This is a genomic window from Paenibacillus sp. 2KB_20 (assembly GCF_052115765.1).
Classification (GTDB): Bacteria; Bacillota; Bacilli; order Paenibacillales; family Paenibacillaceae; genus Paenibacillus_AQ.
In genome coordinates this window covers 292,170-315,626 of record NZ_JBFRHH010000006.1, presented here as the reverse complement: position 1 = coordinate 315,626, position 23,457 = coordinate 292,170, and the positions used below count along the sequence as shown (strand labels likewise).

At 43.6% G+C, this 23,457-nt stretch carries 18 protein-coding genes, 1 pseudogene and 1 other annotated feature; all 19 genes and pseudogenes read right to left on the bottom strand.

Annotation, left to right across the window (positions count from 1 at the left end; genetic code table 11):
* Window positions 1–62 precede the first annotated feature (62 nt).
* Window positions 63–230: pseudogene (locus AB4124_RS18180) on the bottom strand (IS3 family transposase); the annotation flags it as partial.
* Window positions 231–657: 427 nt separating this feature from the next.
* Window positions 658–2,538, bottom strand: coding sequence for an alanine--tRNA ligase (locus AB4124_RS18175; protein ID WP_441973741.1), 1,881 nt, complete (start codon window positions 2,536–2,538; stop codon window positions 658–660).
* A gap of 109 nt (window positions 2,539–2,647) precedes the next feature.
* Window positions 2,648–2,891, bottom strand: a binding site (T-box leader).
* Between the two features lie 62 nt (window positions 2,892–2,953).
* On the bottom strand, window positions 2,954–3,178 hold the full coding sequence (locus AB4124_RS18170; RefSeq protein WP_441973740.1) for a hypothetical protein: 225 nt from the start codon (window positions 3,176–3,178) through the stop codon (window positions 2,954–2,956).
* Window positions 3,179–3,429: 251 nt separating this feature from the next.
* Window positions 3,430–5,439, bottom strand: coding sequence for a serine hydrolase domain-containing protein (locus AB4124_RS18165; protein WP_441973833.1), 2,010 nt, complete (start codon window positions 5,437–5,439; stop codon window positions 3,430–3,432).
* Between the two features lie 441 nt (window positions 5,440–5,880).
* Window positions 5,881–6,135, bottom strand: coding sequence for a hypothetical protein (locus AB4124_RS18160; protein ID WP_441973738.1), 255 nt, complete (start codon window positions 6,133–6,135; stop codon window positions 5,881–5,883).
* A 304-nt stretch (window positions 6,136–6,439) separates the two neighbouring features.
* On the bottom strand, window positions 6,440–6,649 hold the full coding sequence (locus AB4124_RS18155; protein ID WP_441973737.1) for a hypothetical protein: 210 nt from the start codon (window positions 6,647–6,649) through the stop codon (window positions 6,440–6,442).
* A gap of 191 nt (window positions 6,650–6,840) precedes the next feature.
* Window positions 6,841–7,002 (bottom strand): Ku protein, encoded by a 162-nt coding sequence (locus AB4124_RS18150; protein WP_441973736.1) that lies wholly within the window; start codon window positions 7,000–7,002, stop codon window positions 6,841–6,843.
* A 208-nt stretch (window positions 7,003–7,210) separates the two neighbouring features.
* Window positions 7,211–8,542 carry a sensor histidine kinase gene (locus AB4124_RS18145; protein WP_441973735.1) on the bottom strand — a complete coding sequence of 444 codons (1,332 nt, stop codon included), beginning with the start codon at window positions 8,540–8,542 and terminating at the stop codon, window positions 7,211–7,213.
* On the bottom strand, window positions 8,518–9,192 hold the full coding sequence (locus AB4124_RS18140) for a response regulator transcription factor (RefSeq protein WP_441973734.1): 675 nt from the start codon (window positions 9,190–9,192) through the stop codon (window positions 8,518–8,520). Before AB4124_RS18140 ends, AB4124_RS18145 begins: the two co-directional genes overlap by 25 nt.
* 17 nt (window positions 9,193–9,209) lie before the next feature.
* Window positions 9,210–9,935 carry a lantibiotic immunity ABC transporter MutG family permease subunit gene (locus tag AB4124_RS18135; protein WP_441973832.1) on the bottom strand — a complete coding sequence of 242 codons (726 nt, stop codon included), beginning with the start codon at window positions 9,933–9,935 and terminating at the stop codon, window positions 9,210–9,212.
* A 2-nt stretch (window positions 9,936–9,937) separates the two neighbouring features.
* Window positions 9,938–10,699 (bottom strand): lantibiotic immunity ABC transporter MutE/EpiE family permease subunit, encoded by a 762-nt coding sequence (locus tag AB4124_RS18130; protein ID WP_441973732.1) that lies wholly within the window; start codon window positions 10,697–10,699, stop codon window positions 9,938–9,940.
* On the bottom strand, window positions 10,699–11,400 hold the full coding sequence (locus tag AB4124_RS18125; protein ID WP_441973831.1) for a lantibiotic protection ABC transporter ATP-binding protein: 702 nt from the start codon (window positions 11,398–11,400) through the stop codon (window positions 10,699–10,701). Before AB4124_RS18125 ends, AB4124_RS18130 begins: the two co-directional genes overlap by 1 nt.
* A gap of 658 nt (window positions 11,401–12,058) precedes the next feature.
* Entirely contained in the window at window positions 12,059–13,798 is a 1,740-nt protein-coding gene (locus AB4124_RS18120; protein WP_441973731.1) for an ABC-F family ATP-binding cassette domain-containing protein, read from the bottom strand.
* Between the two features lie 470 nt (window positions 13,799–14,268).
* Window positions 14,269–15,144: an aldose 1-epimerase family protein gene (locus AB4124_RS18115; RefSeq protein ID WP_441973730.1), complete on the bottom strand. Its 876-nt coding sequence runs from the start codon at window positions 15,142–15,144 to the stop codon at window positions 14,269–14,271.
* Between the two features lie 251 nt (window positions 15,145–15,395).
* Complete coding sequence (locus AB4124_RS18110; protein WP_441973729.1) at window positions 15,396–15,752, bottom strand: hypothetical protein; 357 nt, start codon at window positions 15,750–15,752, stop codon at window positions 15,396–15,398.
* 294 nt (window positions 15,753–16,046) lie between these two features.
* On the bottom strand, window positions 16,047–16,820 hold the full coding sequence (locus tag AB4124_RS18105; RefSeq protein ID WP_441973830.1) for an HD domain-containing protein: 774 nt from the start codon (window positions 16,818–16,820) through the stop codon (window positions 16,047–16,049).
* A 549-nt stretch (window positions 16,821–17,369) separates the two neighbouring features.
* Window positions 17,370–17,648 (bottom strand): M23 family metallopeptidase, encoded by a 279-nt coding sequence (locus AB4124_RS18100; protein ID WP_441973728.1) that lies wholly within the window; start codon window positions 17,646–17,648, stop codon window positions 17,370–17,372.
* A 345-nt stretch (window positions 17,649–17,993) separates the two neighbouring features.
* Window positions 17,994–19,076, bottom strand: coding sequence for a nucleotidyltransferase domain-containing protein (locus tag AB4124_RS18095; RefSeq protein WP_441973727.1), 1,083 nt, complete (start codon window positions 19,074–19,076; stop codon window positions 17,994–17,996).
* Window positions 19,077–19,279: 203 nt separating this feature from the next.
* Window positions 19,280–23,437, bottom strand: coding sequence for a DUF4855 domain-containing protein (locus AB4124_RS18090; RefSeq protein WP_441973726.1), 4,158 nt, complete (start codon window positions 23,435–23,437; stop codon window positions 19,280–19,282).
* Window positions 23,438–23,457 lie beyond the last annotated feature (20 nt).

Sequence of the window (23,457 nt, the reverse complement as noted above, 5' to 3'; positions counted from 1 at the left end):
CAAAAGAAGATAATATTATTCACACAATCGGCTATGATTACAAGTCAGCCCCAAAAAAAGCCTTAAGCAACATTAGTTCGGTACTCAATTGGACTAAGGTTATTTAGTTTTTGTTGAAAACGTTCGTGGTTGTAAAAATGGATATATTGTTCAATCGCCATAATAAGCTCTTCCTCGGTCGAGAACGTGTCGAGTCGAAAACATTCCGACTTAAGGTGTCCAAAGAAGCTCAAGGTCTTGGCTACAAGACGGTAGCCAAGACCTTCCTCCAGGAACATCGCAACAGCCTTACTCTTGAATTCGATGTCATATGTCTTTCTTATTTCGCCCATGAAAAAATCCCCTCCAAGTAGACTTTAATGCGCTTTTTACACACTGTCTACTTAAAGGGGATAATATCAAATTAGCGACTTTCTATGGGACCATGTTCTTGTCCCCCGACATAGCTCGATTTTCGTTCTGTTTTTTTATCCCCTTTCTTGCAGTAAAAAAGCAATTCGGATTTAATCCGAATTGCTTTTTCTTTGAATACTGTGCTCCGGTACCGCCAACAAAGGCCAAGCGATGTCAAACCCTCTTCGATTGCCGGATTTATCATTCATCCTGGATTCCCGGCAACTCATAACGTTGTTACAAATGGCAATCCTAAAACATCAGCTATTGTTCCGCGTTCTGGAAATATTTATTAATTACTCCTTTAATCCTTCTAACTCCAGCAGCAGAAGATTGTTCTTTTTTAATACTGAACTTTCCTAAGTTTGTTGTATCTTCTACATGAGGTCCTCCACATACTTCTCGACTCCAAACTTTCCCTTCGTTATCTTTGATTGTATACACCTTAACGATATCCGGATATTTATCCCAAAAATTCCCTTCAACATTATTTTCTTTCGCTTCAATTTTAGGCATCTCTGAAATATAGGTAACTGCTTTTGATGAAATCGCATCATTCACATACTTTTCCACCTCAGCTATTTGCTCTGGCGTAAGTTTTTCATCATGGTTGAAGTCAAACCGTAATCGTTCTGAAGTAATATTACTTCCTTGTTGATGAACATGATCACCTAAAACTTCCCTTAAACCAGCAAGTAATAAATGAGATACCGTGTGCAGCGCTGTTGTTTCTGTTGAATGTTCAGCTAATCCACCTTTAAATTTACCCGCAGAAGCAGTTCTGCTCTTTTCAGCATGTTTCTTTGCCGCCTCTATATAAGAGGCCTTGTCCTCCAGGCTATATCCACTTTCAGTTAGAAACTCTTCCGTCAACTCCAAGGGAAACCCATATGTTTCGTAAAAATAAAAGGCATCTGCACCTGTAACTTTACCCTTATTCTTAAGATGTTTTTGTATTTCAAATTCTCCTTGCTGTAAAGTTCTATAGAAAAGATTTTCTTCCTTATTTACTATTTCGATAACTTTCTTTTTATTACCGATCAAATCTTCATAAGCTGTTGCTTCATCTATATAAACTTCAGACAGCTCACCCACAAAACTTCCTTGTATACCTATTTTTTTACCTGCACGAATCGCCCTTCTTAATAACCTTCTTGTTATATACCCTGCATCACTATTAGCTGGCTCCGCACCATCATTAATTAGAAAAGTAGCCGCTCTCACATGATCAAGTATGATTCTAAACGACTTTAAATCGTCAGTATATTGTTTACCACTTAACTCCATCAATTTTTTCTTGGGATTAAGGAAGAAAGCCGTATTATAAATATCCTTGTCACCATTAAGGGCTGTTGCAACCCTTTCTAATCCGCCTCCATAATCAATATTGGGATTTTGCATTTTTACAAATCCTGTGGCTTCTTTTTTGTAACACATAAATACGTTGTTCCCAATTTCTAAAAACCTCTCGCTTACAGAAGCAGGATGATCCAGTGAATCACCGCCTGGTTCAAGATCATAGAACATTTCACTATCAGGCCCACCCGGTTCACCAACAGGCATATCCAATGGACTTCCGGCTCGACTCCACCAATTTTCTTTTTCATCGTATAAGAATATTTTTCCACCTCTAGATGCCCCATATTGATAGGGATCATCTTCAATGATAGGTTCTATACCAACTGATTTAAATTTTTCTGACCAGATTTGAATGGCTTCCGTATCTTTCTGTATATTCAAATCATCACTTCCTATAAAAGCACTGATATACAGCCTGCCAGGATCAATTCCTAATTCGATAATATGCCAATTCCAAATGGCATCGATTTGCTTTTTCTTATAGTTATTTTCATTTGCTTTAAACTCCCATCGACCTATCATTTCAAAAAATGTCAGATGCGACGTATCTCCTACTTCATCAATATCCACTGTCCTTAAACACTTCTGAATATTAGTTATCTCATTACCTATCGGATGCTTTTCCCCCAATAAATAGGGAACCATAGGTTGCATTCCACTTCCCGTAAACAACGTTGAGGGATCATTTTCTGGTAACAAGCTAGAAGAGGGCACTTGGCTAGCCCCTATTCCTTTCATAAAATCAATATATGATTTTCTTAACTCATCTGGTGTCATTTTCACCATGCTCAATACCTCCATTTTAATTATTATTTAATCTTGGAAAATCATTTTGCAAATATTCAAACGAGAAGAAATAAAACAAAAAAGCCCTAAGCTGACATATTTCTTGTCAACTTAGGGCGAACTATTATGTCCGTGTTACCACCTAATTTCAGATTTCTCTGCACTCTATCAATACGGGATATCTCCGATATTGTTTCCTGAATAACGGTGGAACTCCGTTGAAGCCTACTAAGATTCCTCTGTTCGGTTCACAGCTCCGAGACTGCTTCACTATTAGATCAATGAAGATTCGCACCAACCATCTTCTCTCTGTGAAATCCCTAATAGCTACTATTTCTCATCATAGCCTTTTCGTTTTAAATTAAACCAATGCTATCACACTCAACTTGCTCCGTCAATTTAATTCCACTATTTTTTATAAGGTATAAGTCTCAGGAGGTACAACAAACTTGGGTGGGGAAGTATTGCCTCCGGAGCGGAGGTGATAACCCTTTGTGGCATGATGGATTTTCCCCAGAAATTCGCCCCATTTTTCGTAAAGCGATTCATTCCAATCTTCATCCGACACTTCTTTTCCAAGAGACATTTCGTATGAAATGGCTAGGAACGAACCATTTTCTGCAGCAATTTCTTCAACCATTCTGCCCTTTTCTTTGATGGTTATTGCTTGTTAAAGAGATAGAGATAGGATTCATTCGTTGATAAACTTCTCAAATTCACTTGGTATGTACCAGGAGGTACGTTCCATATCTCTGCTGTGGTGTTCGTGTGTGTAAATCTTCCATAGATGAGGACTGGCTTTCCAAAATAATCTCTGTTAACGAGTGTATAATTCACTTGGGGGGATTTGTTACTATTAATAGGATGTTTTTCGTTCGTCCCTATGCGAAGTTACTGAGCGGAAACCTCGAACTTCGTGCCGGCATCTCCGGCAAAAACAATAGATCCTCCAGCAGATAGTTCAACAACCTGATCCTTGCCTCCAATGACACTAAAATAGGTGCATGATCCCTTTGCATCATAAACGGCATAGGAAGAGTTCGGGGGCATGTTCACCTTAATGGACTTACTCTTGTCTTTGTCGCTTATCTTATACCATTGCGCGTATCCGTTGGTCGGAATTGTAACGATTGATTTTTTAGCGAAGTTAGAAGGCTTCACGGCATCCTCGTTCACTAAAATGCTCCCATTGTGATTCATGTACTCAACGCCGTCTTGTGTAAAGAACGTATACCTTGAGAGATCCCTCCCATTTATTCCCGGAATTTGCAATTCGGAGATGGCTGAATTCGGGTCGGTTATTCGCCCATCCAGCACGTACCCTGGAAGTTGTTTCGACATATTCAAAGGGATGGTTATAGACATCAAATACATAATCGACGTGTATTTTTCATTCAGCAGATAATACTTCTTTCCATCACGCTTCATCCATACCTCTATTGTCTTTGCTGGGAGATCCTGAGACTCGAGCTTCTCGGCGTTGTACTCTGATATAGCTATCTGCCCAAGACCTGGAAACGAAGCATATTGGCGCATCCATGAGTAGGTGCGTCCGTTCTCCTCCGTCACGAAGCTGATCATCCTGTTCCCATCCCCACTCCGGAACGTGCCGTCCGCTGAATAATAATAGATCTCGGTTGGATTAACTGGCGATTGCTCCGAAGTGATGGACATGATGCCACCTTCGCTAATATCTATATTTGTTGTTGCACGTGATGAGCCATAGATCCCTGAATACTCAAGCATGGACTCCGGCATATCGGCCTTTACCGGCTTGCCGTATGACTTCTCAGGCTTAAATTCGGTAATGGTGCCTTTCTCCTTCAGAGCCTGAAGCAAGATTTCGTTCGCCAGAAGCTGGTCGGTCGTACTTACCCCGCCTGTAGAGACGACAGCTGCTGCCATGCCATACTCAGGAAGCACAACGAGTGATGCGTGATAGAGAACCGTGTCCCCACCTTTTGTCAGCGCCTTTATCCCATATTCGCTGAAGGGATACAGATTGACGCTGTCCCAGCCAAGACCGTATTCGAATGAGCTGTTGTCCGCATCATCAGGCCACAGCGGCGTCTTATACTCGTCTTGTGCCATGGCCGAAGCCGATCTATCGGACAAGACTCCTTTTGCTTTCCCCGTGAAAACTTGCGAGAATCGAGCTAAATCTTCCGCAGTGGAATAAATACCTCCTGATCCGATTACATTGTTTGTCTCGTTGGGAAGTTGTCCTGTATAGGTAGGATAATAGAGTTCCGCCATCCTCGCTGTGTCCAGAGGATCTTGCGATGTTTTGGTATTGGTCATACCCAGCGGTTCCGTAATATATTTATGGATATAAGAAGTAAAGTCCATGCCACTAACTCGCTCGACCACAATCTCCGCTAGCGCAAATCCGTCATTGCAGTAAACCGAAAAAGCCCCCGGATCCGCCTTCAAAGGCTGATCAGCCAGTTGATTCAACAGTGTATCGTGAGCGTATGTATCGTTATCTTCAAATAAATATTTGTTCGTCACCGATGAACCATTCAGACCGGAAGAGTGATTCAGCAACATGCGCGGCGTAATCTGTTTGTAGCGTTCATCCTTCATCACAAATTCGGGTATATACTGGACGACCGGCTTATCGAGGTCGATTTTCCCTTGCTCAACCAACTGCATAATCGCAACAGCGGTAAACATTTTACTGGTGGAACCAGTTCCGTACATCGTTTCTTTCGTGAGCGCTCTCTGTTCCTGTTCATCATTCTTCCCGGCTTGACCTGCTACGACGATCTTCCCTTGATCAATAAGGGCGTACTGCACGCTGTTCGTGCTGTATGTTTTAGTGAGAGTGTCAGCCTTTTCCTGTGCAGCTTTCAGGGTCGCTTCGTAGGTGATCAAAGCCTTGTTCGTAGGCGAGTCCATTGCCGCCGCTGGCTCAGATGTATTCAGAACCCCTGTTATGTTCTGCGTCTCTGTTGGTGCTGTCTGATACTGTGTCTGCCATAACACACCGCCTGCAATCAGCAATACGAGAAGTCCCACAGCCAGTAGAAAGGCCAGACGATTTTTCTTAGATCTCTGTGGCAAATGGTTCAAAGGTTATATCTCCTTTACATGTATTTTAGGAAAGTATAGCAGATGAACTTTTGATTTCCCTTGAAAATTAGCTGATTTATTCTCATATTAACATAAAAGAGTTAGTTACTAATCTGGCCGTAAGTTTAATAAAAGTTGTCTAATCATCTTTATTAGGCGTCGTCGATGAGATCATATTGGGAATGTAAGAATGTTCATGTCATCTGTCGGGAATGTTATCACAACTTCTAATCTGCATGATGTATTGAACTAGTGTGTCCCGTTAGGTTAATCCTCCGGATGCTGGCCAACGTTGTCATTCTTTGGATGTTGCTGCCGGGATCTGATCATTTGCTTATACCTCTCGCGGATCTTAGGTATTGCCTCCTCCCGTAACCTTTCGAGCCTCTCAACTGACAGAAGATCAAGTCCCTCTTTCTGCTCCGGGCTAACCTTGTACACTTTCGTCGTTATGATCTCTCCTGTTACATATACTGTTCCCGCTTTCGCCAAATCCCTTTTGTCCTTGTCCATGTTTGCCACGTTCTCCTGCCCCCTTGTTATGGGTGAGTTCGTTTCCCTCTTTCTACTTGCCTCTAAACAATTCTAAACCATTTTCAACTATCCATACTGAACGGCCGTTAAATTACTTCTGCTTTGTGTTATCCTGCCCTTTAGCTTAAAAAGGCAACTGATCACTCTGACCAGCTGCCTTCTCTTCTTTATTAAACTATCGTGTCCCTTTAGCTTAACGGGCTACCGATCACCCCCACCACTTTCCCCACACATTATCCGTTGCTCAAATTCAATTATTTTATCTTCACAGTGTTTTGTAACACCATGATGATTAGTTTTTATTCTGTCTTGCTTTAGCCACTCTCGGTAATTGTTTCTCAAAAATGGATAATACTTTTGAAATCAAATGTTCGCTCGGACTTTTGTTGTCTTTTAAAAGTGCATATATAAGGTTCAAGAAAGTCTTAGCATCTTTCTCTGTTAAACTTTTGATTGATTCCATGGTGCTATCATTTGGAAAATTTTCTTCCTTCGTCTCCATAATTATTCCTCCATCTTTAAATATCATTTATTCTTCCGTTACAAAATATTTATGCCTTTCCAAGTTAGTTCCCTTGATTAAAACGTCTAGTTGTGATTTGCTGAATCGTCGTCGATTTGTCAGTTTCTCACTTAAATCATTTTCAATTCCCAATAAGTATCTTTTGGCCGTGAAACAAGTATTAAAAAAGGTCAACCATAACTTTGGGATTCTACGGCGGAGTTACATGTATTGCAAAACTTTAAATGAGATATATTGTAACCACAAGTTCTATGGGTTTGTCTAAGAGACAATTCCTTATCTTCAGTAGCAGCAAACAATTTCACAGGTATTTGAAATTGCGCATATACCAATAATATATTATTTCAATCAACCGGCATTGCGTCCGGCTGTTTGGCAGTTAACACATATGCATTATTTGATGTTCGCATTGTTGAAATACAATACTCGGATTATATTATCTACACTGGGTGCCCCTATTTTTGTTTGTCAGCAATGGTAGGTATCTTAGGCAAACCTAGCTTCTCATATTTTCAAGTGTTCCGAATAATCCCTGGCGGCTTAGCAGAACTTCATTGTAACCACCCCACCAGAATCACAGTTGCGCAGTTCTAGTTGTCCTCCGTGCGTTTTAGCTACTTGTGCTGCAAACCAAAGGCCAAGGCCATTGTGTCCATCGGCGCCACGTGCTACATCTCCGCGCCATAGACGCTCTGTCGCATGGTGTAACGCCGCCTTGCTAAAACCGGGGCCTTCATCACATACAGTAACTTGCCAGCCGCCATCTATCATGCTGCTTTCCAAATACACGTTTCCCCCTGCCGGTGTATGCTCGATGGCATTCTGCACCACATTACCGAGGGCACGAAGTAATTGATCTTTCCGAATGCTCGCAGCACCCTTCAGGCCGTTTTGGGTTTGCAGGCAAACTCTCTTGGCTTCTGCAAAAGCTATTGTGCTCTGGCAAAGCTCGTCAAACATAGTGGGCAGGCAGGTGTTTTCAAATGCCTCATTCGCACCGGTGGAGGTTTCTAACAGGCTGGCAACATACTGTTTGGCCCGGTCGTTGCTTACCACAATGGTTTCCACCATTTTGCGGCTGCTCTCAGGCAGTTCTTCATCCAGCAGAAGCTCGGCGTTGCCTCCCACCAGGGTGAGTGGGGTTTTTAAATCATGCGCGAGTGCTGCCATTTCCGCCTCGCGTTCTTGCTGTGCCTCCCATAGGGATGACAGGGATCTGTACAATGCCTCCCGCATATGCTCCATAGCATCGAGCGCCTGATCGTACTCCCGTATGCCGGCGTGAGGAATTGTGTAATCTAGCTCCTGCGCGCCTACCTTCTTGCTCACCTCACTGAACAGCTTCAGCTTGGCGGCGAGGCGCCGACGAAGCCACAGGGTGTTAAACAGCAGACAAAGCAACAATGCCACAACAAGTGTGGCCAGCCCTAGGTATTCCGCGGGGGGAAGCATGTCGCGCAGTACAGGATTGACGAATTCCGCCCTGAAATGCCAGCGAAGGATCACGGTGCTTCCATCCGCGTAGGTGTGCCGCGAAACATCTATGCTGTTGGCGTCCTCCTGTAAAAAACCGGCCAGGACTTCCAGCTTCTTTCCCTCTACGTTGCTTTCCAACACTTCGCCGTTCCGGCCAAACAAAGCGTATTCGGCCAGGAAATCATCACCAGGAGAAACAAAGGTTGTTGGCTTTCCAGCCAGCATTTGCTCCACCTGTTGGTTGGAGACGGCTCCCTGGTAAGTAACGCCAGTGTTTTGAAAGCGCACCATGACGAAATACCATACCAGGCAACATAACAGCATACAGCAAAGCATAACTATGGCAAAGCGTAAAAGCACAAAAGAAAGGCTTACCGAACGCTGTCTTTTCGCCATTTGTAGCCTACCCCCCAAACGGTTTCTATGGGGCTAAGTCCACTCGCTTTCAGCTTGGCGCGGATATTTTTGATGTGCTCCGCAACGGCGGACGAATCGCCCTCGGCGTCTAAGCCGAAAACAGCTTCGTATAATTGTTCTTTGGTAAACACCTGCCCGGCGTGCAGGACCAGGTGCTCACAGATGGCGTATTCTCCCTTGGTAAAAGGCAGTGTGTGTTCGCCCGCGATGGCCACTTTTGCCTGCATATCAAAGCGCACACCACCTTGACTCAGGGTGTGGGTCGGTTGCCGCACCTCCCGCCGCAGATGGGCGTTTACCCGTGCGCGCAGCTCCGCAATACTGAAGGGCTTTTTAATGTAATCATCGGCGCCCAAGCCAAAACCCTGAACAAGAGCCGCGTCTTCTGCCTTGGCGGTCAGGAACAGTATGGGGCAGTCCACCTCGGCACGAATACGGCTGCAAAGGGAAAAACCATCCTCAACGGGCATCATCACATCGAGCAGCAGCAGGTCATACAGATGGCATCGTGCGGGCTGCACAGTAGTGGAATCCGCCTCGATGTCTACCTGGTGGCCGTCCTTTTCCAGGGCAGCACGCACCAGGGCCAGCATATCAAGGTCATCATCGACCACTAACAGTTTCGGCATTGTCTATCCCCCTTGTTTTACTCTTGTATGACTTTACCTTCCCATCTACTAAACCAAAGTATTGATAAAACTAGAATCATTGAAGTAATCATAATCAGAGAAATAATCCCCCAAAAAATAGGGGCACTTGAAAAGTCAAAAGCATTTTTTAAAAACCGAACACCCCATTCCCAAGGAATGATCGGCCAAATTTTATCACCAATCGCATTTTCGAAGAAACCCGCTAAAATTGTACCAGATATCCCTAACAAAACAGAAATACTTGAACCAAACCTAAAAGCAATTGGTACGTGTAATAAATATAAGAATAAGTTGCTAAATAAAAATATATAAAATAGATCAAGATATGAATCAAAGTGCGTTACGCTGATATCTAAAAACAAATTGACTCCAATATAGAAACAAAGCTCATATGTTATGATACTTATGCTTGAAAGAAATAGTAGAAAGAACAATTTCCCCAGATATACACTTCTTCGAGACTCCACTAAACCTAGAGCATTTTGAATATTGTTTATATTCCGATCTAATTGAATTAAAATTGGCACAACAATACCAACAAAAATCGGATAGCCTATTTGTAATATAACGAAAAATAACCTCACATCAGAAATAATATGATATCCAGCAAAAGCGAAATAAATTAAAAATAATGTTGTAATCACTATAGGCAGTAACAAGTGCAATAAAATTATTGGAGTTCGTTTGATTTTGGTAAAGTTAGAACAAAACTCCCTTATCATCGTCAATTGCGATACACCTGCCTTCTATACCAGCGCGATAACAAGGCGGAAAGAATCAGCACAGCAAGCACAGAAATCAATACCAGCAACGAGCATTCTCCTAAATTCAAAATGTATCTTGAATCGGCTTCGACCAATAATCCGTTTGGCAAGACTCCAAAACATGTAACCATAAACCTTGCAGGCCAGCTATATGGGAAGAACCAAAACAAAGGCGTCAAGGAAAAAAACAATCCACCTAACGCACTAGCAAACAAATTAATGATCACAGAACCAATAAATCCGATTTTTTGATCCAAAAATAAACAGAAAGGAATCTGCCATAATAAAGAGAGCCACAATAAGCAGTATCCTAAAATATAATATCCGCTATGACCCATTGAAACTGAAACACCTGACGATATGCCTTCGGAGATAATAGTGATAAGCGATAGGAATAATGAAATGATCAAATGATTAAGTACTATCAAAATTGTTTTAGAAATAAATGTCTTCTTCAAGTCGATGGGCAAACTATAAATAGTTCGGTATTTGTGTTTTTGATCCTTCTTATTTACTAAATGACATAAAATCACTATGGACAAAGATGCAATCGGCATACTCCAATTGCTGACCATAGCACTTGAAAAACCGCCTAAACCAATACCAATAAATATGAAAACCATAGATATCATAATTAAAGCTGTCGGAATCAATATAATAAGTTTTCTGAACAGGGAGCGTTTATATTTTAGGTTTTCTGCTTTCAAATAAGTTTGCAACATCAGGAAACACGCACCTGTCTAATGATATCCATAAACAGTTGTTCCAGGTTTCCATTTACATCAATTTTATCTTGATACAACAGTGATCCATTGTATATGATCCCTATGTCATCGGCAACTTGCTCTACTTCGCTTAAAATATGACTGGATATAATCACAGATATCCCGGACTCCGCAAAAGTCCGAATCATTTTCCTTAATTCTTCAATACCAAAAGGGTCTAACCCGTTTGTAGGTTCATCTAAGACTAATAATTTGGGGTTATTCAACAGCGCCAATGCGATACCCAACCTCTGTTTCATTCCCAACGAAAAATCGGATGTCTTTTTATTTTTAGCATCCATTAAGTCCATTGTTTGTAAAACTTCATTGCATTTATTTGTTGAAATCCCCAAAAGAGTCGCTCGCACTTTTAAATTTTCAAATGCCGTTAAATTCTCGTACAGTGGAGGTGATTCGATTAATGAACCAATATTCAATAAATCTTTTCGCATCCAAGGCTGATTGTTGAATAATATTTCACCTGAAGTTGGTCTGATAATTCCTGTAATTATCTTCAATAATGTTGATTTGCCAGCACCATTAGGTCCTAATAAACCGTAGACAGAATTTTTTCTTACAGACATAGATAAATCTTTTATTGCATATGTCTTTTTGAATTTTTTTGAAACATTATTGGTTTTTATTATATACTCATACATCATAACTTCACTCCTTTTGATTTGTTACTACTATGGTAATAGCTATTTTTAAGGTATTTATAAGGAAGAGGGCTACGGTATAAGGCGCCAGCGTTGAACTCCTGACGGAACCAAGGCATATTGAGAGTTGTGGTATGCGTTTGTACATATTCCAGGGACCCGAGGGAAATCAGTTTGAACAGAACCTACCTCTGAGCCCTTTACTCCTGATAAGCGTGAACTCCCCTGCCACTCTGCTGGGGCCACACTCGTGGAAGGAAATCAGCTTACCGTTAGTTACGTCATCCTTCCCGTTAGCTTAATGAAGTAGCATTAGGATTATTCATCTAATCGGTTGTTCTTGTCCTCGGCTCGGGACAAGAATTTGTACCGATAAAACAAAAAAAAGCCGCTAATAGCGACTTTCGATGGGACCATGTCCTTGTCCCTCGACATAAAAAATTATGATGATACCAAGTTGGTATTGAATATTCCGTAACATCTCTCCCCCCCTAAAGCAAGAGCTAACAAGAAATCAATGTAGTAAAAAGACACTGATATTCTATTCATCAGTGTCTGTTTTTGTTGATACTTTTTCACCAGAGACTAAATCACTTTAGCCCTATTCGCTGTAACTGACTTCACTTTCTTGTAATCATTTCAATCAGAGAGTTGTAAATTAAAGCAACTTAATTAGCTCTTCTAGCTCATCAACCAATACTTTTGCAAATTCAAAATTAGTATCTTTTAAAGCCATTTCTATTTTCATTTCAACTGCTTTTTTGTTTTGTTCCGCTTCTAAATAGTCTTTATCAAAGTGACTAGCATAAATCATCTGTTTAAATTTTTTCATAGTCATTTTTCTAATCGTCTTATGGTCAATGATTAATACATAATCCATACCATTTACAACAGAATAGAAATCATGAGATATCATGAGAATTGCACCTTTATAGTCTTCAATGGCTTGTTCCAGTGCAATTTGTGTATATGTGTCTAAATGGCTTGTCGGTTCATCAAGAAGCAATACGTTTGCATTACTAGCAGAAACTTTAGCCAATTGAAGTATGTTTTTTTCTCCACCAGATAGTGATTCAATCTTTTGATTAACGATTTCGCCTTCAAAGCCATAGTTTGAAATATACGATCTAACTTCATCATAAGTTTTAAACCCAGCATCGATGAATTCTTCTAGTATTGTATTAGAATCCTTTAGCATTTCGCCTTGATTCTGAGATAAATAAGCCACTCTAACATCATCATTTATTTCAATGGAATCATGATTATTGTTAAAGATATCTCGGAGTAAAGTCGTTTTCCCTGTACCGTTTGGACCAATAATGGCTACTTTATCCGTAGATTTTATCTCAAAGCTAACATTCTCTAAAAGCAGTTCATCAAAGGCAACACTATAATTATTGACTTTTACAACAATGCTGTCTTCAATTTCATTCTCAATACCGAAACTGATATTCGGTTGCTTAATATCAACAAATGGTGCCTTAATTCTACGCGCTTCCAATCTCTCTTGAAATCTAACTCTAGCTTTTAACGCTCTACCTCTAGATGCTTCTGAATTAATAGTTGCGATAGCTCTAAGATTATCAATAATGTTATCGTATCTCTCAATTTCTTCAGCTTCAGCGACTGCGATTTCTTGCAACTCAATTTTTGTCTGAAGTAATGAGAAATTATACTCAATATATCGCCCATCAAACTCTTGGATCTCCGTGTTTTCAAGGTGAATAATTTTGTTGAAACAATGATTCAATAGATATCGATTGTGCGTAACAACTAGCAGTATGCCTTTGTGAGTATTAATAAGTTTTTTAAGCGCATTTAGGTTCTCAAAATCTAAAAATACATCCGGCTCGTCCATGATCATTAAGTCTGGACTATTAAGCATTTCCTTCATTACTTGAATAAGTTTGAATTCCCCGCCGCTCAGGTCGGATACCCTAACATCTTTTAGCTTCAAGAGGTTTGCTAGATTTAATTTCTTATTAATGTTACTCTCAAAATTATCTCCGCCCATTGCATCAAATGCGTCTAAAGCGAATTGATACTTTTCGAGTAACGGCTCAATATCCGATGATGTTTCCATTTCATTACAAATAGATGTTATTTCATTTTGTAGCTTAATAAATTCTTCTCCGATATATTCAAAAACAGTTGTTTCTTTAGTTCTGTCTAGTTGGGAGAACTGACTTACATACCCAATTTTGCAGGTTGGATCTATCTCTAACGTGCCTTCGAACAAATATCTTTCTGGATCCATCAGTATATCGATCAGTGTACTTTTACCACTGCCACTTGTTCCAATAAAAGCGCAATGCTGTGCCTCTTCTAACGTAAATGAAATGTCTTTATATAGTTCTTTTTGTGGAAATGAGAAGGATAAGTTTTCAACTTTTATCATAGTAGTGCCTTTCTTTATAACTAAAATGGTGACTATTATTAAATGTACTGTCGAACACAGACTTTTAGAGTAACACTCTTTACTACCAAGTACAATTCATTTTCACCCCTTACCCTCACTTCGATATTCTAATACTTACTTTAGAATGGTGGCTTGTTGGCCGTTTATCCAATCCCATGAAAATACATCAAACAAAATCATGACAATGATCCACCCTACGTATCATGTTCTTGTCCCCCGACATTATTAATGAACAGATTGAAAACATAGGGATAAATTGAATAAAATAGAACTAGAAAAGAAGACATCCTTCCTAAAAATGGGGTTGAATGTCTTCTTTTTTGAAGTTTACACATACTCCTTAAGAAAAACGTAAGTTCTTCAGTGCCCTCTCCTATAGATTGAAGCTTTTTGCAATGGTATGAAGCCGAGCTTAACCAGTTGAGAACACTGCAGCTCCCTTCGGATCGTCAGTTGATTTCTATGGTCAGGGAGCTTGTGAAATTCGCCCCCGGCTTCAGGGTGATTATTCCCTCCTTAGCTTGAAGTTCACCTTCGAAGACGTCCATATCCGCAACTCCTTGCCAAGGCTCGATGCATATGAAGGGAGCGTTCAAAGGCTGCCAGATGCCGAGATCGGGAAAACCCTTAGAGGTGACAACTACGCTTTTGGCGGTGTGCTTGCTTCTAAGCGAAATCTGCCGAGAGCTCACATTTCGGAAAATCAATGCGCCTTCGGCGAACATTTCATGGGATAACGGCAGGATGGTCTCTTGTTTCAGAACGTGCTCCGATTTGCCACTGATCAGCAGGCCGTCCGAAGTCAAGAACAACCTTTCAAGGTTTTCCGCTTCAGCGAACTCCAGATAGTAATCGCTCAGGCTACCGTTGTCATCAAGCGGACAATTGAACGCCGGGTGGGTCCCGAGCTGGAAGAAGAGATCCTGTTCATCGCTATTTTCCACCCGGTAACTAAGTTCCAGTGTGCTTGCATTCAGTTTATATGTAATATATAGGTTGAATTTAAAAGGATAACTGGCCAGGGTTTTCTTATCATAAGAGAGGCGGTAAACCGCGTGGGTGTCGCTTTCTTGGACCGGCGTAAATTCGCTGCGTCTGGCGAATCCGTGATTGCCGATCTTATAGGCTTTGCCGTCCACCTTAATCTCTCCGTTCCGGGCCGCACCAATAATGGGAAACAGCACCGGAGAACGGCCTGTCCAATACGTGGCGTCACCGCTCCAGATGTATTCAGCTTCCGGATCCAGCTTTCTGAAGCTGATCAGTTCCGCCCCAAGGGTATTAATCTCAGCTTCCGCCGAGCTGCTACGCAAAATTTTATTCATTGTTGTACTCCCCTTTCATACTTATAGTCCAGATACCCATATTATATCAAAATTCTTGAGGGAGTTGAGAAAACGACAGCCAATTCATCAGCTGCCGTTTCTTCGTGCTTATTGAGCTATAGTTCTCCGTTAGTTGAATCACCGTGAGACAGGTTCTCTACATGTTCATCCATCCACCATACCCCGTATGAATAGAAATATGTCCCTTTTTGTGTAGGTGCATGAAAGCTATTTTCTTTCACTTCAACTTCTTAAGATATGTCTTCATAGATTTGGTTGACATGGTGTTTGTTCGGTTGCGGCTCATAGTTCATCACAAATGTAATAACTTCACCAGGCTGTACAGTAACTGGATTTTCACCTTTTAAAAGCTCAACTGGACCAATTGTATCCACACATCTGCTTTGGTTTTTTGAGTCCCAACAATATGTGCCGAGTTTTGTCTCATACATTTGTTCACCAATCTGAATTTCAGCCTTAGGCGGTTGCTCTTCCTCAAGCACCTTGTCCATTGGCACTAAATCATCACCATTTGGTTGAGCGCTAGAACAACCAACTAAGCCCATGAGAACGAGAGTCATTACAAAGGGCAGTAGAAATTTCTTCAAATTTAACACCCCCAGTTTAAATAACGACGTTTACTGTTCAAACGAAAGAACAAGTAGTTATGTTGCGATGAGGAAGTAGTAGGCAACCTTTATGGCGCACCTTTTTCTAAAATCCCGTCTCGTCGTCATTAAACTAAACTGCCCGTTAGTTGAACAAAGGCAGCCGATAACAATGACCGGCTGCCTTATTTTCTTTATTCAACTAATGTCCCCTGTTAGCGGAAGTAAATTCAAAGCTAAGTTTCACCCTAGCTACCCTACCATACGTAGTATGTGCCAAGCATCTGTTTGAGTTCATTGATCGTCGCCAGGATGTCTTGCGAAGTTTCGGCAATCGAAACGTCTCCCTATAACCGGCATCGCGAGATAGAGTTTGCTCAAAATTGTTTTTTCCGCTGTAACGTTAGGTTTTTCCCGTGTTAAGCGGATTCGCCACGATTCCATAAGAAGCCTTTCATACTCTTCACGTATGCTTCTTCCATCGTTACAAAGCAACTGCTCGATATGCATATCCGTCATGTTAGGCAAGTTAGTTACATCAAGATCACCATTGATTATTAAGCAGCGAACCAGCTTTCGCATCATCGCGTTTATGCCGATATTGGCCGTGGATACTTGCATACGAGCCTCTTCCCATATTAACTCAGTGACAAGCTTGCCTCCTTCTGGTGTAAACTGAAGGCTACCATTTCTATAATTCATATCGTTTAAAAGTTCACCAGTTGAAATAGGCAAATAACCACCAATATAAGCACTCCGAACCCAAGAGTCCAAATGATCAGCATGGACTGTGCCTTCCTTATTCCTTAAAATGCTGCGTCGTGAACCATCAATATAGTCCATGACTTCGACGGCGTCGATATTCGCCTGGGAAAGAATGTTAACGATCTCATCTGAAAATACGGCCTCTCGCGTCCATTTATGATGATCAACCCCCTCTAGGGAATCTAACGTTTGACTGAAAGGTGGATGCCCGATGTCATGCAGCAGCGCCGCTACCCGCAGCACACGGTTGTCCGGTTCAAAGTAAGTGCAAATACCCCTAGTGTATGCTGCAAGCGACTGAATGTATGGTGGGAGTTGATGAAAAACGCACCGCCATGCCGAACTAAGTGAAGCCGCCGCAACATTATGCTTCTCAATAGCGCTTATTCTTCATCGAGTAGTTGAATTGGTAGCCGCCATAGAGGCTCATAGACTTCGTCTAGAGCACCGTCAAGTCTTAACCGATAGTCCATTTTATTAAATCCCCCTACTATTTCTGGTTTTTGTCATACAAACAAACGGCTGCACTTACAACCCACATCTCAAGAATCCTCCTTTCAGGAAGGTGGATTCAGTGTCTTCTTTTAGTACTTTTATGGAGGCTACTCTATAATGTAGTCACATTTGAGTCAAAATCCTACAATGTGGCCACTTTTGTGCATTTTTTGATGACACAAATTATTCTACATAAAAATAAAAAAGCCTGATATGTCAAGCTTTTCGCAAATAATAAATGTAGACACTTTTGTGTCATTAGACACTTCTTATATGATGTGCCACATTATATAATGTCGGCCCTGCACAAGGCAGCCGATCATTATGACCGGCTGCCTTAATAATTCAATGGGCCAACTAAAGATAAAACCCCTTGTCTCCATGGACTTTTAGATAGTCTCCCATTGCCTTCAGATCAAAACGTATCTGTAGCGGTCCTTCATCATTCCATGCACCGATATGAATGTGCGGGTGTCTTGCGTATCCGTTGTTTCCAACTCTTGCAATAACATCGCCAGCCTTTACCTTATCACCTTCGCAAACAATTATATCCATTACGTGCGCGTAGTAAACTCGAACCCCATCTGGACGCAGAAATGTAATCGAACTCGCTCTAGTATCCTCCCTTCCCTCCATGCTCCATCATGTGTCGCTTAAAGTCAGCAATATCTTTCTGGGTGGCTTGACCGGCATCCTGCAGATCCGGATCAGTCCGAAGCATCCACTTCCTAAACGTGCTCCAAGTTGCCTTGTAATTGTTAATCGTGGAAGTGGTTCTTTTCACTCCCAACGTTTTTGATTTAATATCAATTCGGCCTTCTGATATCTTGCCCGAGATTGTACCCAACGCGGGTTCTGTTCTAAAACTCGTATTAGACCGTATAGAAACTAATTCTACACGACCCTTCAAAAATCCTATTTTATTGGATAGATTGTCAACAGTCACGTTTCCGCGGACTTATTACGAACCGGGATATAAGATCAATGATTGATATAATGGGCATATAATTGCTCGAAGGTTGTAAAATGTTCGACTTCTCTGCCGACCTTACCATATTCGTCTACATATTCATCCATCATTTCAAGGAACTTCTCTTTCATTACTGGTAAATCACTTGCATCAAAGTACTGCATGAGATCAAATTTCTTGGTTCCTTTCTCCGCAGCCATTTCATCAAGATATCCTTGTGCTCCAAAGGCCGAAAGAAAGGCATAGGAGGCATCGTTCGTTTTAACACTGTTCAAGATTTTATTGCGGTAGTTGCACCACAATTCTTCGTAAGTCCCCCTCAGATTATCAAAAGTCGGAGCGGGTTTAACAATGAAGTTATCACACATCTTGCTATGTAACCTCGTAACGCTGTTCAACATATTAAAAGAAGCAATTCGGATCTCTTCAATGGTATGAGCTTCGATGACTGACATGTATAAGGATTCGAGATCATCTGGAACATAGCGATACGAGCGTATTTCTTCTAAATATCGCTTGATTCCTCGTTTGATGCACGTGTTGTTCATGTTGACCAAGGCATTGACCAGATTGTACAGAACGCCGGCAGATGCATGTCTCACTGAACCGATATTATCACCCAGCATCGTATCGCTGTATGCTTGCTTAGCCAGATCGATCCATTTTTTTGCTCGATTAAGACACGCTTCTCCTATCGGCTCCGCAAGCGCATCAAGAGCTTTTTGCATAAAGTCGTTCAATTTCTCCAAATCCTCAGGCTTTGCATAATAGAGAATTTTAAGCTCGGTTAGGCTTGATACGTTGGGACTCTCTAAGATGGATTGTGCGTGTATTCTTGTATCCCATGGTGTGCAATAGATGTCATAGCCAACGTCATCTAAGATGAAGCAATCGGATATTCCCCATCCCCTTTCTGTATTATTTATGATAATTAAATCAAGATCGCTCTTCTCGTGAAAGTCTCCGGTGCTAAACGAACCAGTAAGCCCAATAATTGCGATATCGTCTCGAAAATCTCTTCTTGCGCGTTCGATCACCATGTTGATCAGCAGTTCATTTTTGTCCAGCAGCTTCTTCTTTATGATTTCGTTCATTCATTACACCCCTTTATATGAGCCGGCCGTCCTTCATTACAACAACCTTTAACTAGAGTCTATCGATTTAGAGGTGCGGTTGCTATGTATAAGTTGATTTAATTCATCTTTGCACAAAATCCGCTAAGCCGTCGATCTGACGATTTAGCGGATTTCATTAGTTCTTTTTATAAATAATTTTAAATCAATTGTTCCCGCGTCTACTACTGCAGCTGCCCCTCGATTAATTGAAGAACGCGATACAAGAACGTCGCCGCTTCAGCCCTGCTGGTCGTACTCTTCGGCTTCATATAGCCGTTAGAGCCCGTAACCAGCCCATACTCGAACATCGTTGCCACGCTGTCCGCAGCATATGGCGCAATCTGGCTCGCATCACGGAAGCCCTCAAGTGTTGAACCTGATGCGGACGGCTTTATTGCCCCCGTCGTTTGCAGCGCTCGGGTCAGCATAACCATAGCATCCTGGCGGCTGATTGAATCACGAGGAGCGAAGTTAACTTCGTTCACTCCCGAAGCGATTCCCAATTGCTTGGCGATGGACACCGCATCGTAGTAATAATCATTCGGTTTCACATCGGCGAACGTCGAGGCGATTTCGGCATGCAGGTCAAGCATGTTTGCGAGCATCAAGATAAAATCAGCTCGCGTTACCTGATTTGCGGGGCTGAAAGTGCCCTTATCGATCGAGGTGCCTTTGACGATGCCTCTTTCGGCCAGCTTATCGATCGCCTCGCGCGCCCATTCATGCTTGCCAAGGTCGGTAAATGCAGCCGGATTCTTGCCGCCGATAGCATAAACGCCGACATGGTCGATGGAGAATCGCAGCATATCCTTGTCTTTGTCATAAGACGCGCCATTAATTGCCGCCGCGCTATCGCCCATCAGCTCGAAAGCTTGCAGATCAACAGCTTGCTCTCCCGCTTGAAGCGAATACGGAATGGCAATCGAAATCGGTGCCTTCGCATTTTTCCAAGACAGAGACTCACCGTCCAGTTGCAATGCAACTTCTACGATTGGCCTGTTGCCGATCCGCCCGGCCGCTTCGTTACTGCGATACTCGCCCGCATAATCGCTTACGATTACGAGCAGTTTTCCAGCATTCTCCTTGACTCCTGCCAGCATGTCACCAGTCAAAACAAGCTGAGCGTACGGCGTGGAGATATGCAGAATCAGATTAGACTGGTTCGTCAGATTAGCCGCCGGAAGCTCCAAAGCATAGCTCCCAGCCGCGTTCGACGACTTCAATTCAACATGAACATGTTTATTACCTTTGCTGTCGGCCACTGCCCTCTGAATGGCGGCATTCAGATCCGACGCCCCGACCGCAGCGGCAGCCTGCTGGCCGTTCATCGTCGGGACAAGCACGGCTTTGACTGAACCGTCCGATTGCAACGTATACGGATCTTGCGCCTGACCGCCTCCACCGCTGCCACCACCACTGCTGCCTCCACCGCCGCCTCCATTGCCTCCACCACTCGTAGGCGGCTTGCGGTATTCGAAGGTTACCAGCTCGGGAATCGTCATGTCATCCGTTTCAAGCTCGACCGTATACTTCCCTTGCTCTTCTCCGGTCAACGTAAAGGTGATGCGGAAGCTTCCGTCATCCTCAGTGCCCGTCTGACCGGTATATTGAATGTTGCCTTTTGGGTCAAGCACTTTCACATACAAACGTTCTTTCTTGCCGTTCATGACCAGACCGTCAATCGTGACTTTCTTCGTGGAAGCGTCCACAGCGGCTTGTATGCCGTCCAACGTCTTTAGCTCTTGCTGCGGGGCAAGATCGTATACGCCGAATTCATAGAAGGAATAACCGTAAAACGTTGCCCGATTCAATCCCTCAAACTTGATGTATCTTGCCGTCGTTGCCGGGAATACCAGGGTGTTCTTGCCGTCGGCAGCTTTAACCACGCCATTGTTGCCGACTTTCAAGGGCTCCCACGTCTGCTTATCATCCGAGACGCTCAGACGGTATTGGTCCGCGCGCGCATATTCCCAATCGATGCGGATCGTATCGAAGGTTTGCTGGCTGTCCAGATCAACCTGGAACCAAGCCGTATCGCGCACTTCGCTCGCCCAACGCGTGGCCGGTGCGCCGTCCAACGCCTTCGCAGGCTCCAGACCTGCAGCCTCCGTCGAGGATGCCTCCGCTTCTTTATCTTGTGCGATGCTGCCAGCCTCGTAATACACACCTTCCTTCAGCGCCGTATAAGCACCTTCCGTTACAAACTCAAGGCCTTTAGTTTCTTCCAGCTTCGCATTGAATGCCAGCAAATAGTCCCTGGCTTTCTCAGGATCGCTCTCTTGCGTGCGCTCCATCATGATCAAGGCGTTGCGCATAGCGCGTACCGTATCGGCATTGCTAAGCTGCTTGTTGTCCGCGTACTTATCAACAAGAGCCAATAGGCCTTCAGCGCCCAAACGAGCTTCTATTACGAATTTAACCGTCTTGGATTTGGCAGCCGCCACCGTCAGTTCCAGCACATGCTTACCCGGCTTACCCGTCAGATCTACAACGGTTCCTTCCGTATAAGGCTTGCCGTCATACTTGGCCGTAACTTTAACAATCCCGCTCCCGTCATCTCCCGGAATGGTCCAGGTGAAGGAGGCTTGTGTCGTATCAGGCACGATCGTATGCTCCGAGATCGGCTGCCCGTTCATGAGCGCTACAACATCAGGCGGAGCAGCGTCTTGCTTCTGATAAGTGCCTTTAGAGAATTGGTATAGCCAGTCGTAAAGCACGCGGGTAGCAGGGTCTGTGCTTTTCGCCGCGTTGTATACGGCGTTGTTGCCTTGATAGTAAGCTTTATATCCATGCTGCATCAGACCGGTATCCACGCCGCTGTTCAAGTACTCGATGAACCGCTCCCGGAAGACGGCGTCGTTGATCATCCGGTCGTCGAATTCCAGCTCCAGCGACATGCCATACCGCTTCGCCATATCCGCTGTATCCTCCAGACGCGAAGGGTCCAGTTTCTCGAAGAAATAGTTCGGCTGCAGAGATACGGCATCAATGCCGACATCCTTCCACATGAATGCCTTATAGGCCATAAAATGAGGAAGCCAGAACAGCTTCAGGCCTGCGTTATGAACGATGTCGCTCGCTCTGTTGACCATCTCCGGCCCGGTCGCATGCGTGCTGATTTGTTCCTCCAGCCAATACATGCCTACGAGCTCCAGGTTCGAGTAGCCCGCAGCCGTCCATCTGGCTTGCACTTCATCGACCCACCACTGAATCGCTTTGGCCCTGTTATCCAGCGATGCGGCATCGCCGACCGCACCTACATCGAAGTTCAGATCCTCGCCGTCAATGCTGCCGAAGTCGGACTGATACTCGCCCGGTTCTGGAATCATCAGAACAACCTTCGTCTTATGGTCGGGCTCGCCAAGCTTCACGCCTGCCTCGACCGTTGCCTCGTTCAACGCGCTCATATCGCCGCCAGCGTTAAACGTTTTATCCAAATACCATTCCCATTCCTGTTTTCTGGCTTTGCCGGCCGCTTCTGTTGCTCCGAAGCCTCTGCCGTTATCCGATGTCAAGCCCAGATACAGCACGCCGTCGAACAGCCAATCGACAGGCTCTCCCTGCTCGTTCACATAACTGATATTAGGGATAGCCCGTTCCTTCGTCCAATTTCCTGTGCCGTCCGCGTAGTGTCCGTTATACAGCAAGCCCAGGTTTTGAATCCCGCCAGTAGCATCTCCAGGCTGCAGGAGGGCGTAAGGCTCAGGCTGTACCGGCTGCGCTCCGGCGATCAAGCCATCCGCACCGGTAATCGTCACCTCGTCAATCATGCTCCATGCCCTCGGATGCATGGAGAACACTACTTTCACATACCGAGCGTATACGAGTCCTTCGGTATAATCGCCACGCTTGACAGCTCCCATTTCAGGGCTGCCGTCCCATGCAAATGTCTCGATGTTGGTCTGGTCGCCCCATAACAACTGAGTTGCATTATGAGACAATACGCCCCAGCTCACCCCATCGTCCGACGCGTAGAACGAAACGGTGAGCGGCACAAGCGTTTCGTTGTTCGGCCAATCGTGCAGGAAACTCGCGCTCACCTCCTGAACCGTCTTTTGCTCGCCTAGATCAAACACAACCGAACGGGATTTCTTGTTGCGGTTGCCCACCCAGTTGCCGCTGTCACGCGAGGGGTCGGCGGCATTGCCGTCCGTCAGCTTCGTCCCGTCATCCGGGAAAGCGCCCTCCGGCTGTTCCGACCATGTGTACGTTTTCCCTTGGGCCAGATTATAAAAGCCGGCGCTTTCTCTGCCCGCCTCCTCCGCATTCACAGACGATATTAACGATAACAGCATGACTGGGACAAGCAGCAAAGCAGTCAAACTTCGTCTAGTTTTCACCTAATCTCACACTCTCTTTC

Coding starts and splice junctions, on each gene's coding strand:
- AB4124_RS18175 (WP_441973741.1), bottom strand. CDS start 2,538: ATGGTGAAAATGACACCAGATGAGTTAAGAAAATCATATATTGATTTT.
- AB4124_RS18170 (WP_441973740.1), bottom strand. CDS start 3,178: ATGGTTGAAGAAATTGCTGCAGAAAATGGTTCGTTCCTAGCCATTTCA.
- AB4124_RS18165 (WP_441973833.1), bottom strand. CDS start 5,439: ATGGACTCGCCTACGAACAAGGCTTTGATCACCTACGAAGCGACCCTG.
- AB4124_RS18155 (WP_441973737.1), bottom strand. CDS start 6,649: ATGGAGACGAAGGAAGAAAATTTTCCAAATGATAGCACCATGGAATCA.
- AB4124_RS18145 (WP_441973735.1), bottom strand. CDS start 8,542: ATGGCGAAAAGACAGCGTTCGGTAAGCCTTTCTTTTGTGCTTTTACGC.
- AB4124_RS18140 (WP_441973734.1), bottom strand. CDS start 9,192: ATGCCGAAACTGTTAGTGGTCGATGATGACCTTGATATGCTGGCCCTG.
- AB4124_RS18135 (WP_441973832.1), bottom strand. CDS start 9,935: ATGATAAGGGAGTTTTGTTCTAACTTTACCAAAATCAAACGAACTCCA.
- AB4124_RS18130 (WP_441973732.1), bottom strand. CDS start 10,699: ATGTTGCAAACTTATTTGAAAGCAGAAAACCTAAAATATAAACGCTCC.
- AB4124_RS18125 (WP_441973831.1), bottom strand. CDS start 11,400: ATGTATGAGTATATAATAAAAACCAATAATGTTTCAAAAAAATTCAAA.
- AB4124_RS18120 (WP_441973731.1), bottom strand. CDS start 13,798: ATGATAAAAGTTGAAAACTTATCCTTCTCATTTCCACAAAAAGAACTA.
- AB4124_RS18115 (WP_441973730.1), bottom strand. CDS start 15,144: ATGAATAAAATTTTGCGTAGCAGCTCGGCGGAAGCTGAGATTAATACC.
- AB4124_RS18100 (WP_441973728.1), bottom strand. CDS start 17,648: ATGGAGGGAAGGGAGGATACTAGAGCGAGTTCGATTACATTTCTGCGT.
- AB4124_RS18095 (WP_441973727.1), bottom strand. CDS start 19,076: ATGAACGAAATCATAAAGAAGAAGCTGCTGGACAAAAATGAACTGCTG.